The sequence below is a fragment of the Alteromonas sp. AWJ4_197 genome (genome assembly GCF_056160285.1).
The window spans coordinates 150,440-164,872 of sequence record NZ_JBSWWW010000002.1; the positions used below are offsets into that span (position 1 = coordinate 150,440).

Sequence of the window (14,433 nt, forward strand, 5' to 3'; positions counted from 1 at the left end):
TTTACAGTGTTGTCGACATTTTCGCTTCAATCGTAAAGGAGAGACGTTATGACGTGGGATCTGGAAAAGCTTGAATCCCTCTTGCAAGAACACGACGACTTTGTCATCACCCGTGAAGAAGGCTGTCTTCTTATTGCTAATCAGGATGGCATTGATGCCTGGCTGGCATTGAGTGGCGAGCAGATCCTGGTGGAAAGTCTGTTATTCCCGGCTTCCGATGTAAAAGACAAGCCGGCTTTGGATCACGAGATTCTGTCAACGCACATGGTATTTCCGCTGACGACAGTAGGTATTTCCACCATTGGTGGTGATGAATACTACACAGCTTTTGGCGCACTGAGTGCCCAGTCAAAGCCTGAAAGTATCGTGATCGAAGTTGAAACCTTGTTTCAAAACGTAGCGTCTTTCTTAGATGCCTACGAAACGCATTTAAAATAACCTGACAGGAGAAGCGAATGTCTGTTTGGAAAAAATTAGTAACAGCTGTGAAAGGTGGTGCCACTGAAGCTGCGCAAGCCGTAGCCGACAGTCAGGCAATCAGAATTCTTGAGCAGGAGATCCGTGAAGCAAAAGAAGAGTTACGTAAATCTGATCATGCCCGCACGCAAATCCTCGCGAAATGCAAATTATCGCAACAGAAGGTAGACAGCTTCAGTGCTTCTATCGCTGAATACGAAGCCCATGCCCGCAAGGCGGTTGATACAGACCGTCAACTGGCACTGGATTGTGCACAAAAAGTGTCTGATTTGAAAGCTGAGCAGGAACAGGAACAGCAATACCTTGACCAGTTCAAACAATCCGAGAAGCAACTGGCTCAAAATATTCAGCAGGCCAAAGCAAACCTGCGCCGCCTGGAACAGCAGGTAGATATGGTAAAGGCGACTGAAAGTGTGCAAAAAGCACAGGTAGCTGTATCTTCACGCCATATGGGTGCGAACAGTAAAATGAAGACTGCGACCGAATCTTTATCGCGGATTCAGGAAAAGCAAAAACTTCGCACCGCTGAGTTGCAGGCTGCCGAAGAGCTGGCGGCTGAAGAGTCCACCAGCGATCTGGAAAAACGCCTGTCTGAGGCAGGTATCAAAGGCGGAAAATCATCTGCAGATGATGAACTGAGCCGGATTCTGGGTAAGTAATTAATGCTAAGGGGGCTGACACGCCCCCTTACTTTTTGTGACTTGCACCGGAAATTGCTTTTACGTCATACTGCTTAGCTCAGAAATAATCATCAGGGACGCATCCATACACCATGGCTTCATGGACCCACATTCGTAAACTCATGCTGCGGTATTTTTCCGAATCCCGCTGGTACACCATTGTCACCATCACTTTTATCTACGGCTTACTCGCATGGTTGATGCTGTCTGCTGCGGGAGAAGAAGCGCTGACCAGCCATGCAGACTTTTTTTACTGGATGGCTGTTACCGCCTCAACTGTCGGTTATGGCGATCTGTCACCGGTCACACCGGCAGGTAAAATTATCGTATCGCTGTATGTAATTCCGGTGGGATTGAGTATTTTCGCGATGGTAGTGGGCCGCATTGCGGCATGGGTGAGCCATCACTGGCAAAGAGGACTGTTAGGAATGAAACCATTACATGTTGAAAATCACATTCTGGTTATCGGCTGGAATGAAAACAAAACTCTGCTGTTGCTGGATTTACTGCTTAAAGAGCGGGAAGCCCTGCCGGATAAGCCGGAAATCGTGCTGTGTGTAAAAGCAGATATTCACAACCCCATGCCGGACAAAATTGAATTTGTGAAAGTTGATTCATTTAACCGCGATGAAGATATGGACAAGGCCTGCGTCGCCACCGCAAGAACCATTCTCATGGACAATCCGCAGGATGACGTGACGTTAACCACAGCCCTTTATTGCACTAACCGCAATCCGGATGCCCACAAAGTCGCGTACTTTACTGACGATACGCTGGTTCCCCTGCTGCAGATGCATTGTCCAAAAGTTGAGTGTACACCGTCAGTGGCCGTTGAAATGCTGGCGAAAGCAGCTTTTGATCCCGGTTCCAGTATGCTGCATCACGATTTAATCAGCGTTGACGACGGTCAGGCACAATTTTCAGCCCAGGTGCCGGCGGATATCCAGTCTCTTGCCGTAGAGCATGTGTTTAATAATTTTAAACGTGAATATAACGCCATTCTTATTGGCTACGCCCCCGGCGGCGTGTATAAAAATATGGTTCTCAACCCTGATTTCTCACATACCATTTGTGGCGGTGACAAAGTGTTTTACATCGCCGGCAGCCGGTTGAACGATATTAACTGGCAAACATTAGGAGCGTAATCAATGTTTGGCAAATTGTTTGGCAGAAGTAAGAAAGACACAGAAAAAGCAAAACCCAAATCTCCTGAAATCATGGGATTATATCTGGGCGGTTCATTTGAACTGGATGATCTGAAACTTAAGCTGCTGGAACCGCAACTTACCATCGAAGGCGCGGCCCGTTCCCAACTGATTCAGGCGGTGGGAGAAGCCCCGCTGGACAGTGGTGGTACTTTGCTGCGTTATTACACTGACGATGACGGCTTCCTGCAAATTGTCACTGATGGTGGTCTCACAGAAAACTATATTACCGACGTTAAGCTGTGGTACTTTTACGAAACTAAAACCATCGGCAATGAAGCCCAGTGGAAAGAAGCATTAAGTTCTGTGATTTCAAGGCCCGTTTACACGCTTAACGGACACGATTATCACCGTGTATGGGACGCTGTCGGTGAAATATCACCGCCGGTTGCTGTTACTGAAACCACCTATGAAGAAGATGGTGATGTCAGTACAACTGACCAGTTTATGATGCTGTATGAACGTCCCCTTGATAACGGACGCACAGAGTCGCTGCTGGTAGCCGGTGAAGAAAAAATTGTAGGTCACAATGCAGACCGCTGTCTGGTGATAAGCACAGGGTTCGATATTGAGCCCGCCGACATTACTATTAACGGTTAATAAAAGGATACGTACCTAATGGACACTATCATTCAATCATTAGCAGGGCTGGATAATTTCGCCTTGTACTTTGCTATCTCTGTCGCCTTTTTGTTTGTATTTAAAATCGTATACGCCATGGTCACCCCGCATGACGAATGGAAACTGGTCAAAGAGGAACAGAATGTAGCTGCGGCCACCGGTTTTGGCGGCGCGTTGATTGGCTTCGCTATCGCCCTTTCAGGTGCAGCTTCTAATGCTGTATCCATTGTGGATTTCGCGCTGTGGGGCGTGATTGCCATCGTCGCCCAGTCATTTGCTTTTGCACTGCTGCGCTTTACCTTTATGCCGAAAATCGCAGAACGCATTAACAACAATGAAGTTTCCGCAGGGATCATGCTTGCTGCCATGTCAGTGGCAGTGGGTCTGCTGAACGCTGCTTGTATGACATACTGATTCGGAGACAGATATGACCCGGAAAAGAAGTCGTTACATAGATTTGCGCAAAATGCGCAAAGGGTTTGCACTAAAGCCTCTGGCTGTAGGGATTGCCGGTATTATGGCAACCGGTTGTGCAGACGACCGTCAGGATGCACAGATTTATACCTCACTGGAAGATTGTAAAACGGATTATCCTGACGCAGCAGAACGCTGTGATGCAGCTTACCAGACTGCCCTCGATGAAGCGTCCCGTACCAGTCCCCGTTTTAATTCCGAATATGACTGCGAGTATGAATTCGGTCCGAATCAGTGCCGTGAAGTTAATAATTCAGGTGGCAGTTTCTTCATGCCGTTCATGGCAGGGTTTATGGTCAGCCAGTTGCTCTCCCCCCGCCCTTACTATTCACAACCCATTTATACCTCTTATTCCCCGTATTCGCCGTTCCGCTCAAAATGGGTGACTGCAGATGGCTATGTGTTTGACGGTGATATCCGCAAACGCAACTACAAAGTCAGTCCGTCTGTTTATAAACCTAAGCCCACCGTTACCCGTACTGTCAGCCGCGGTGGTTTCGGCAGCTCTGTGAGAGCCAAATCAAGCTGGGGTAGCAGCAGCCGTTCCGGAAGCTGGGGCAGCTGATCCCGTGCTTCGTATTCCGCTCAGAGAGCGGCCTGACTGGAAGCAGCAGGCCGCTGAGTACGGCTTTCATTTCCATACCATGTACGGCGAGCCGTATTGGGATGAATCTGCTTATTATCAGTTTTCACTGAAACAAATTGAGCAGGATATAGAAGACCCTACCGCTGAATTGCATCAGATGTGTCTGGCAGCAGTAGATAAGGTCATCCGTGACGAAGAGTGGCTGGACCGCTTTCAGATCCCCGCCCTTCACCGTGAATTCATTCTCCGGTCCTGGCAGGACAACGCCCCCTCACTCTATTCCCGGCTGGATTTAGTCTATGACGGTAAAAGTCCGGCTAAGTTGCTGGAAAACAATGCAGATACACCCACGTCTTTGTATGAATCCGGCTTCTGGCAATGGTTATGGCTTGAACAGCAGGTGGACCGGGGAAATTTACCCCGTCATGCCGATCAGTTTAATTCCTTGCAGGAAAAGTTAGTTCACCGGTTTGGAGAAATCGCAGCTTACTACCGCATCCGTCACATGCATTTCGCCTGTTGCCGGGACACCGATGAAGACAGAGGTACCGTACAATATTTGCAGGATTGTGCTCAGGCAGCAGATCTGCAATCAGAGTTTCTATACATTGAAGACATAGGCCTTGCCGATACCGGCGCGTTTACGGATTTAAAAGATAATCCCGTCACTGAATGCTTCAAGCTCTATCCCTGGGAATTCATGCTGAGGGAAAGTTTCGGTGATGCCTTGTCAGGTGCCGGTACAAACTGGATAGAACCGCCATGGAAAGCCATTTTGTCCAATAAGGCTCTGTTACCCCTTTTATGGGAAATGTTTCCGGGCCATCCCAATCTGTTGCCTGCCTACTTCCCCGATAATGCGCCGGGCCTTGAAACCGGCAAATGGATTCAAAAACCGCTGTTCTCAAGAGAAGGGGCAAATATCAGCCTGATTGAAAATGGTAAGCAAACCAAACTCTCCGACGGTCCGTATGGAGAGGAAGGCGTAGTGTTCCAGGCGTTTACTGCCCTGCCCCGGTTTGCTGAAAATTACACACTGATCGGTAGCTGGCTGGTAGACGATATGCCTGCCGGTTTGTCTGTACGGGAAGACAGCAGTGAGATCACTCAGGATTTATCCCGTTATCTGCCACACATTATTGCGTAAACCTATGCCACAACTTAAAAAGCAGCTTCGCTTTCTTGCCATTATTGCCGGCGTACTCATTCTCATTGAAGCGCTGAACCTCCTCACCGGAAACAGCCTGAATCAATTTGGTATTATTCCCAGAGCACTGCCTTACCTGCCCTACATTTTTACTGCGCCGTTTTTACACGGATCGGCCAGCCATCTGATCACGAATATTGTGCCACTGATGCTGTTTATGTGGTTAACAATGCAGTGGGGAAACCGCACATTCTGGCTGACTACCCTGACCATTCTTCTCACCGGCGGTCTCGGCGTATGGATATTCGGCCGCTCAGCAATCCATATCGGTGCCAGTGGCATGGTGTATGGTTACTTTGGCTTTTTATTGCTGGCAGGCTTCATGAGCAGAAAAGTCCCTTACCTGGTGATTTCTGTGCTGGTTGCCATTATGTATGGCGGTATGTTGTTTGGCATTCTGCCAACAAAGGCATTTATTTCTTTCGAGTATCATTTATTCGGATTTATTGGCGGTCTCATCGCAGCACGGGCTTGGGTGAAGTAATTGATTCCCGTATACTGGCCTTCAATCCGTAGTACAACGAAATAAATATGTCCGGCACCACAGAAACCAAAAATCAGCAAAACCAGGGCTTCTTCGGCAACCTTGCGTTCAACATTGTTATCCCTGTTTTAATCATGTCTTACGGCAGCGGAGACGAATACCTGGGGCCGGCCTGGAGCATCGTTGCTGCCCTCGCCTTTCCAATTGTTTACGGCATCTGGGATTTAAAGCAGTCCGGTAAAGTGAATGGTTTTTCCGTTCTCGGGATTGTCAGCGTTATCCTTACCGGCGGTATCAGTTTATTGAAACTGCCCGCAGAATATATTGCAATTAAAGAAGCCACCATTCCGGCGCTTATCGGTATTGCAGTTCTGGTGACTCAGTTTGGTAAAAAGCCACTGGTTAAAATGCTCATCCTGAACGACCAGATCATTAACTGGGAAAATTTAAACCGCGCGCTGGATGAGAAAGGAAAACAGGCAGAATTCAAACGTAAAATTGCTATCAGCTCTTACATTGTTGCAAGCTCCTTTTTTCTTTCCTCAGTATTAAATTATGTGCTGGCGAAGATGATTCTGGTCAGTGAACCCGGCACCACTGCCTACACCGAAGAACTGGGCCGGATGACGATGCTGAGCTATCCGGTTATCGTTATCCCGAGCATGATTTTGCTGGTGACTGCATTGTGGTATCTGTTTTCTCAGATTGGCAAAATTACCGGTGAAGACCTGGACAACTTTCTGAATCAGTAGATTTAAACAATTATTAAAAAATAGCCGCAATTTGCGGCTATTTTTTTGCCTTGCCGGGGTGGCAGGCGTGTTTCGCATAAGCCGGTAAATGAATCAAAGCGTACTGTGAAAATTATCACAGTACGCCTGTCATTCAGCTCAGCGGTTGTTCAGGAAGCGGAAGAATTGCTTTGCAATGTCAGTGTTATCTAACTGACCGGCAAAAGCGTCTGCTCCGGCACCGAATGCAAATACTTCCACATCAACACCAGTGTGGCCACCAGTGGTCCAGCCGGTATTCGTCTTCTTATCAAGGAATGCTTTCAACGCTGTTTCGCGGGCTTCAAAGTCAGGCAGTGCCGCGATACTGTCTACCAGTGCACTGTCATCGTTTTCAAAAGTGAATCCCAGTTGCGCTTCAGCATACGCAGCCGGAGAGGCTTCACTGACCATGTTGACAGCAATGGATGAAACCGAAGCCTTCATGTTACGCAGGTACTCAGGATGCCACTCGTAAATACCGTCTGCGCCAATTGTCAAACCGCCGGTACTGTGATCAGCGGTAAGCACAACCAGTGTATCAGGGTGTGTTTCTACATAATTTTGCAGGTATTCCATGGTAACAGCCAGATCATCCATTTCCGCCATCGCAGAACCGATATCATTGGCATGTCCTGCCCAGTCTACTTGACTCGCTTCTACCAGAAGGAAAAATCCTTCCGGATCCTCAAGATGCTTAATCGCATTTTTAGTCAGAAAAGACAGGCGGTGCGGGTTACTGTCATCCAGCGCAGCCGGCAATCCCACCGGTGCAAATAGTCCCAGCACGTCAGTGCCGGCAGGCAATGTAGCTAACTGGTCATAGTCATCAACATATTGATAGCCGTTATCTGCAAATAAAGCGGTGAGATCTCTGTCATTACGGGCGAAATAAGAGGTACCGCCCCCCAGCATGACATCGGCGACAAATCCGTCATTAATACGGTCGTCAAAAAAGCTGTCAGCGATGGCGTTGTAATTCTTACGACTTTCATTGTGCGCCAGATAAGAAGCGGGCGTTGCATGATTGATTTGCGATGTAACCGCAACACCGGTGCGCAGACCGAGCTGCTTTGCTCTTTGCAGAACCGACTCAACAGGTTGCTTGTTGGCATCCACCCCAATAGCACCATTATACGATTTTACGCCTGTCGCCAACGCTGTAGCCGCAGCCGCAGAGTCGGTAACATACCCGGAAACCGGCGCCGGATGCGTAGAGGCGTTGCCGGTAAGCATGTGGTCAAACACGACATCTTCGATGTCAGGTGTTTCAGGGTTATCAGCAAAGTTGCGGTAAGCCGTGGTGTAAGCCGGCCCCATGCCGTCGGCCACTACCATGATGATATTTCGGGGCTGTTGCTGTGCTGATGAATTCTGTGCCGCATGACCGGCATTATCGAGTTGCGCGCAGCCTTGCGCCAGGGTGAGCCCTACCAGAGAGCACACGCTTATTTTTTTTAGCATCGTCGTATCCACAGGAAAAAAACTGTGGCTAAGTGTAAATCACATCAGGACAAGCGCCAAACCCAAAGCCGTGAGTCATCAAAAATTCACGAAAGGCTGTAATTTCATCGATTTAACGCTAAGCCGTTGACTGACTGGTCAGGAGTTCGCACATGCGTTGCTGCGCCACGTCAACTAACATATCCGGCTGAAATTTAGAGATAAACCGGTTGCAACCAACCTTTTCCACCATGGCCTCATTAAAGCTGCCACTTAAGGACGTGTTCAGGGCAACAAATAAATCACTCATTCTCTCATCACCGCGCACTTCTGCAGTTAAGCGGTATCCGTCCATTTCCGGCATCTCAGCATCAGTAAACATTAATAAGATAAGGTCAGACGGCCGCTTTCCTTCATCTGCCCATGATTTGAGTAACGCCAGGGCTTCTGCACCATTGTGGCATTCAAGGCAGGACAATCCTATCTGAGCAAGCGTGTCTTTAATTTGTTTACGTGCAGTAGCGGAATCATCCACAATCAGCACCTGACGGCCTTGCATAGCACTGACAACCTGCTCATCAAGCACGCCGTCAGAAATAGAAATGTCGTAGTCGATGATCTCAGCCAGCACTTTTTCTACATCAATGATTTCTACCAGTTCGTTCTTGCCGTCGATTTCAATCTGACTGATGGCAGTAAGGTAATTTGATTTACCGATAGTCAGCGGCGGCGGCTGAATATTTTGCCAGGATGTATTAACGATGCTTAATACATCACCAATCAGAAATCCCTGAACGGAGCGGTTATATTCTGTGATGATGACGTTATTAGCGTAATTCGTATCGCCACTATTTTTCATACGAATGGCGCTACGCAGATCAATGACAGGAATCGGATTCCCTCTGTAAAGTGTCACACCACACAAATTGCCGTGAGATCCCGGCATAGTATTCATCTTCGGAACACCGATGACTTCTTTAACCTTAAACACGTTAATGGCAAACGCATGACGGGTCCCCAACCTGAACATCAGTAGTTCGAGGCGGTTCTCCCCCACCAGATTAGTCCGTTGATCGACGGTACTAAGAATACTGCTCATACTCCCCCCGAATTATGTTAATTAGAGTAATGATAGGGGGAAAATAAAGATAATGCTTTAAGCAATTAGACTCAAAAAATGAAACCAACGCCGTAACCTTTCTGGAAGCCCAACAACATTCATTCACAGATATTATGACGGGAATGACAATTATATATTTACGTTATTCGAATTGCGGCACTAGGATGAATGTGAGCTAACGAGAGCGCAGTGCAGCGTAATCGCCTAAACAACATATTTGAGTTAATTCGGGAGAGACCTCTATGTCGCAATATCAGCAAGATATCGATACTATTGCTACGCTTAAAGCCGCGCAGAAAGGAAGCTGGGAAGGTATTAACCCAGAGTACGCCGCACGCATGAAAGCACAGAACCGTTTCAAAACTGGTCTGGACATTGCGAAGTACACTGCCGCTATCATGCGCAAAGATATGGAAGAGTATGATGCCGACAGTGCAAGCTATACCCAATCTTTAGGTTGCTGGCACGGCTTCGTAGGTCAACAAAAAATGTTGGCTGTTAAGAAACACCACGGCACGACTAACAAACGTTATCTGTACCTCTCCGGCTGGATGGTTGCAGCCCTGCGTTCTGAGTTCGGCCCACTGCCTGACCAGTCTATGCACGAAAAAACCACCGTTCCTATGCTGATTGAAGAGCTTTACACTTTCCTGCGTCAGGCTGATGCCCGCGAACTGGGTGATTTATTCAAGCAGTTGGACGCAGCGAAAGCAAACGGTGGTGATGTTGCAGCAATCCAGGCGCAAATCGACAACTTTGAAACCCACGTAGTACCAATCATTGCTGACATCGATGCCGGTTTCGGTAACGAAGAAGCCACTTACCTGTTAGCGAAGAAAATGATTGAAGCGGGTGCTTGCTGTATTCAGATTGAAAACCAGGTATCTGATGCTAAGCAGTGTGGTCACCAGGACGGTAAAGTTACTGTTCCTCATGAAGACTTCCTGGCGAAAATCAACGCTGTTCGTTACGCATTCTTAGAGCTGGGCGTAGACGACGGTGTAATTGTTGCCCGTACTGACTCATTAGGCGCTGGCCTGACGCAGAAAATCCCTGTATCTACCGCCCCCGGCGACCTGGCTTCTCAGTACAATGCATTCCTGGACACTACTGAAGTATCCGGTGCAGATGACCTGTCTGATGGCGACCTGGTGATTAAGCAAGACGGCAAACTGGTTAAGCCTGTTCGTCTGCCTAATGGTCTGTTCAAGTTCAAAGCAAATACTGGTTTCGACCGTGTTGTTCTTGACTGTATCACTTCTCTGCAACACGGCGCTGACCTGCTGTGGATTGAAACTGAGAAGCCTCACGTACGTCAGATTGGTGACATGGTTGACGCGATTCGTGAAGTTATCCCGAATGCGAAACTGGTTTACAACAACTCACCGTCTTTCAACTGGACACTGAACTTCCGTCAGCAGGTATTCGATGCATGGCAGGAAGAAGGCAAAGACGTATCTGCTTACGACCGTGCGAAACTGATGTCTGCAGAATATGACGACAGCGAACTGGCTGCAGATGCTGATGCGAAGATCCAGACCTTCCAGCGTGATGCGTCACGTGAAGCGGGTATCTTCCACCACCTGATCACACTGCCTACTTACCACACTGCGGCACTGTCTACTGACAACCTGGCGCAAGGTTACTTCGGTGACGAAGGTATGCTGGCTTACGTTAAAGGTGTTCAGCGTAAAGAAATTCGTCAGGGTCTGGCGTGCGTTAAGCACCAGGCAATGGCCGGTTCTGACCTGGGTGACACCCATAAAGAGTACTTCTCAGGTGAAGGCGCACTGAAAGCTTCAGGCGACGACAACACCATGAACCAGTTTGATGTATAAACACACAGGTTCCTAACCTCTGGCTCCTTCGGGAGCCTTTTTTATATTCACCGGTTTTATTCATTTCACAGCCACAAAAATAAAACACCCGTTTAAAATCCGGGGTACACTGGCTGTCAAACCAGGTCGAAAGTATCAGTACAACAGGCGAATAAAGCAGTAACAATCTGCGACTAATAGTCTATCTTACTTATCAGGACCAGACGCTTATAATAGCAACAGATAATAATCCTAATTTGGAGCATTGAGAGCATGAATATAGCCAAAGTAGATTTGAATCTTCTGGTTTATCTGGATGTTTTGCTCAGAGAAGGCAGTGTTACCCGCGCCGCTAATCAGCTCAGCATCACCCAGCCGGCCATGAGTAACGGTTTAAAACGGTTAAGAGATTTATTTAAAGATCCGTTGCTGGTGAGAACCAGCGAAGGCATGACACCGACTAAACGTGCCCTTGAGCTCCAGCCGGTCATCCGCGATGTACTCAGTAAACTGGAAAGCTCCATTCAGCCGGAAACCGATTTTGATCCGGCTACCAGCAACCGTACATTCCGGATCATGACCAGTGATTATGCGGAAAGCACTTTATTGCTTGAGCTGGTCGGCCGTTTGAGCAAGATTGCCCCGAATATCACCCTGGATTTAATCACGCCGAGTGACGTGACATTCCACGATGTGGAACAGGGTAAAGTCGACATGGCGATAAACCGCTTCGACGAACTGCCTCTTTCCTTTCACCAGAAAGTCATCTGGTATGACAGCTTCAGCTGTGTGCTCAGCGCATCCCATCCGCTGGTAAACCAGAAATGGGATCTGGACAGTTATTTAAGCGCCCAGCATATCTGGGTAAGTAAAACCGGCTTCGGTGTGGGCGTAGGTATTGATCCCAATGAAGTGCAAAAACTTGGCTGGGTAGATGCTGAATTAACTAAACTGGGAAAACAGCGGGCGATCAGAGTGTTTACCCGCCACTATCACGCAGCACTGCAAATAGCTAAAACTCAAAATCTGGTGGCCACATTACCGGGCAAAGCGGCGCGACTGTTTAAAGACGATCCGGAAGTTGTAGTGAAAGATCCTCCTTTCGATATTCCGCCAATTGCGTTGAAAATGGCGTGGAGTGCCTTGCTGCATCATGATGCAGGCCATATCTGGCTGCGCCGTTTAATTGGTGAGCTGGCATCTGAGATGAGTAATCTGTAAATCGTCTGCCGCGAACATTCACCAATATTATGACAGCAATACAAACCATAAATTAAAAATAGTGTCCGGAAACCTCTACACTAACAACTCATTAAAGAGTAGAGGTCATTATGAAAGGGTATATTCAACACGGACGACTTCAGGTTGCTGAGGTTCTGGACACATTCATCAATGAACAGGCAATGCCCGGCGCTAATGTCGATAAAGACACTTTCTGGGCGAATTTCGAATCCCTGCTTGCAGACCTCACACCGCTTAATCAGGCTCTGCTGGATAAGCGGGATCATTTCCAAACCTTAATTGACGCTTATCACAAAAGCGGCAAGCCCGCTTCCGGCGACGACTATCTGAACTTTCTGCGGGAAATCGGATATCTGGAGAATGAGCCGGACAATGTCACTGCCACGACGTCCAATGTAGATGCTGAGATTGCCACCATGGCAGGCCCGCAACTGGTTGTGCCTATCAATAATGCCCGCTATGCACTGAACGCTGCGAATGCCCGCTGGGGAAGTCTGTATGACGCGCTGTATGGCACAGACGTGATCAGCGATGACGGCGGTGCAGAAGCCGGAACAACCTATAATCCTGTACGGGGCGCTAAAGTAATCACTGAAGCAAAACGATTAATGGACACCCTGCTGCCGCTTGCTGATGCATCCCATAAAGATGTAACCGGCTACGGCATCACAGACGGTGCGCTTACCGTTTCCCTGAAAAGCGGCCATACCACTCTGCAAACCAGTGAGCAGTTCCTTGGCTACACTGGCGATGCAGATGCGCCGGACACACTGCTGTTTGTTCATAACGGCTTACATTTTGAAATCCAGATTGATGCCGCAAGCCCGGTGGGTAAAGCTGACCCTGCCGGGGTGAAAGATGTGCTGCTTGAAGCAGCGCTGACAACAATCATGGACTGCGAAGATTCTGTAGCAGCCGTAGACGCTGAAGATAAAACACTGGTGTATTCAAACTGGTTAGGTCTTATGAAAGGCGATCTGTCGCTGACCATGGAAAAAGGCGGCAAAAAGATTGTCCGTGCTATGCAGTCTGACCGTGAATACACCACAGCAGATGGCACAGGCAAGCTGTCACTGGCCGGCCGCAGCCTCATGTTTGTACGCAATGTTGGTCACCTCATGCGAAATGATGCGATTTTGCTGGACGGTGAACCGGTCTTTGAAGGCTTGATGGACGGTGTGATCACATCCCTCATTGCTAAACATGATTTACTGGCCAATGGTAAATTCCGTAACTCCCGTGAAGGCAGCATTTATATAGTTAAACCTAAAATGCATGGCCCTGAGGAAGTCGCCTTCGCTGAGAGCCTGTTCAGCCGTGTTGAAGCCATGCTGGGCCTCGACCGGGATACGCTGAAAATGGGTATTATGGATGAAGAGCGCCGCACCAGTATCAATCTGAAAGCCTGCATCGGCGCAGCCTCATCACGTGTCGCTTTCATCAATACCGGTTTCCTCGACCGTACGGGTGATGAAATTCACACCTCTATGCAGGCAGGGCCATTCGCAGCAAAAGGCGCATTGAAAACCATGCCCTGGATTGCTGCCTATGAAAAAGCCAATGTACAAACGGGCCTGTCTTGTCAGCTTTCCGGCCGCGCACAGATTGGTAAAGGCATGTGGCCTATTCCGGATCAGATGGCAAATATGATGGAAGCGAAAATAGGCCATCCGAAGGCCGGTGCCAATACCGCCTGGGTCCCCTCTCCCACGGCTGCCACGTTGCACAGTCTGCATTACCATGAGGTCGATGTATTCGCCCTGCAGTCCGGTATGCAAGAACAGCACTATAACGGTATTGCGGATATTCTTACGATCCCTTTGATGCCTGAAGACTCGTCTTTGTCTGCAGAAGCTATTCAGCGTGAAGTAGATAATAACGTACAGGGCATTCTGGGATACGTGGTGCGCTGGGTTCATCAGGGGATTGGTTGTTCAAAAGTGCCTGACATCAATAATGTTGGTCTGATGGAGGACCGCGCGACCTTGAGGATTTCTTCCCAGCACCTGGCCAACTGGCTGGTACATAACATCATTACGCCGGAGCAGGTTAACGAATCCCTTGCCCGCATGGCAGTGCTGGTTGATGAACAAAATGCCGGCGACAGCGATTACATCCCGATGTCACCGGATCTCGACAACGCCATTGGTTTCAAAGCTGCGAAAGAATTGATTTTCGATGGCGTAAGTCAGCCAAACGGTTACACAGAGCCCCTGCTTCACCAGCGCAGAAAAGACATGAAAGCCGCGCTGGCGGCAAAGTAATTTTTTACTTTCAGTACCTGAACAGAAAAAGCCACAACCGTGG

Annotated in this window: 14 protein-coding genes; 12 read left to right on the plus strand and 2 right to left on the minus strand. The window is 48.5% G+C overall.

From position 1 onward, the window contains the following. Positions 1-48: 48 nt before the first annotated feature. From ACXAGC_RS04110 to ACXAGC_RS04150, 9 genes are all read left to right on the plus strand, one after another. Positions 49-438 (plus strand): DUF2170 family protein, encoded by a 390-nt coding sequence (locus tag ACXAGC_RS04110; RefSeq protein ID WP_119502032.1) that lies wholly within the window; start codon positions 49-51, stop codon positions 436-438. Positions 439-455: 17 nt separating this feature from the next. Then, on the plus strand, positions 456-1,136 hold the full coding sequence (locus ACXAGC_RS04115; RefSeq protein WP_474842640.1) for a PspA/IM30 family protein: 681 nt from the start codon (positions 456-458) through the stop codon (positions 1,134-1,136). Between the two features lie 113 nt (positions 1,137-1,249). After that, positions 1,250-2,302 carry a potassium channel family protein gene (locus ACXAGC_RS04120; RefSeq protein ID WP_474842642.1) on the plus strand — a complete coding sequence of 351 codons (1,053 nt, stop codon included), beginning with the start codon at positions 1,250-1,252 and terminating at the stop codon, positions 2,300-2,302. Between the two features lie 3 nt (positions 2,303-2,305). Then, complete coding sequence (locus ACXAGC_RS04125) at positions 2,306-2,962, plus strand: YjfK family protein (protein WP_474842644.1); 657 nt, start codon at positions 2,306-2,308, stop codon at positions 2,960-2,962. Positions 2,963-2,980: 18 nt separating this feature from the next. Next, on the plus strand, positions 2,981-3,397 hold the full coding sequence (locus ACXAGC_RS04130) for a DUF350 domain-containing protein (RefSeq protein WP_474842646.1): 417 nt from the start codon (positions 2,981-2,983) through the stop codon (positions 3,395-3,397). A 13-nt stretch (positions 3,398-3,410) separates the two neighbouring features. Continuing rightward, entirely contained in the window at positions 3,411-4,022 is a 612-nt protein-coding gene (locus ACXAGC_RS04135) for a DUF1190 family protein (protein ID WP_474842647.1), read from the plus strand. Between the two features lie 4 nt (positions 4,023-4,026). Continuing rightward, positions 4,027-5,190 (plus strand): glutathionylspermidine synthase family protein, encoded by a 1,164-nt coding sequence (locus tag ACXAGC_RS04140; RefSeq protein WP_474842649.1) that lies wholly within the window; start codon positions 4,027-4,029, stop codon positions 5,188-5,190. Positions 5,191-5,194: 4 nt separating this feature from the next. Beyond that, the gene (locus ACXAGC_RS04145; protein WP_474842651.1) at positions 5,195-5,734 is read left to right on the plus strand and encodes a rhomboid family intramembrane serine protease; all 540 of its coding nucleotides are present in this window, start codon (positions 5,195-5,197) and stop codon (positions 5,732-5,734) included. Positions 5,735-5,781: 47 nt separating this feature from the next. After that, positions 5,782-6,486 carry a VC0807 family protein gene (locus ACXAGC_RS04150; RefSeq protein ID WP_119502038.1) on the plus strand — a complete coding sequence of 235 codons (705 nt, stop codon included), beginning with the start codon at positions 5,782-5,784 and terminating at the stop codon, positions 6,484-6,486. A gap of 138 nt (positions 6,487-6,624) precedes the next feature. Here ACXAGC_RS04150 and ACXAGC_RS04155 read toward each other — a convergent pair whose 3' ends face one another. Beyond that, the gene (locus tag ACXAGC_RS04155; protein WP_474842653.1) at positions 6,625-7,968 is read right to left on the minus strand and encodes an alkaline phosphatase; all 1,344 of its coding nucleotides are present in this window, start codon (positions 7,966-7,968) and stop codon (positions 6,625-6,627) included. Positions 7,969-8,086: 118 nt separating this feature from the next. Further along, positions 8,087-9,046 carry a chemotaxis protein CheV gene (locus ACXAGC_RS04160; protein ID WP_474842655.1) on the minus strand — a complete coding sequence of 320 codons (960 nt, stop codon included), beginning with the start codon at positions 9,044-9,046 and terminating at the stop codon, positions 8,087-8,089. Positions 9,047-9,309: 263 nt separating this feature from the next. Between ACXAGC_RS04160 and ACXAGC_RS04165 the strand changes: the two genes are divergently transcribed. From ACXAGC_RS04165 to ACXAGC_RS04175, 3 genes are all read left to right on the plus strand, one after another. Continuing rightward, entirely contained in the window at positions 9,310-10,905 is a 1,596-nt protein-coding gene (locus ACXAGC_RS04165; RefSeq protein ID WP_474842657.1) for an isocitrate lyase, read from the plus strand. Positions 10,906-11,157: 252 nt separating this feature from the next. Then, the gene (locus tag ACXAGC_RS04170) at positions 11,158-12,105 is read left to right on the plus strand and encodes a LysR family transcriptional regulator (protein WP_474842658.1); all 948 of its coding nucleotides are present in this window, start codon (positions 11,158-11,160) and stop codon (positions 12,103-12,105) included. A gap of 110 nt (positions 12,106-12,215) precedes the next feature. Next, positions 12,216-14,390, plus strand: coding sequence for a malate synthase G (locus ACXAGC_RS04175; RefSeq protein ID WP_474842660.1), 2,175 nt, complete (start codon positions 12,216-12,218; stop codon positions 14,388-14,390). The last annotated feature ends 43 nt before the right edge of the window (positions 14,391-14,433 follow it).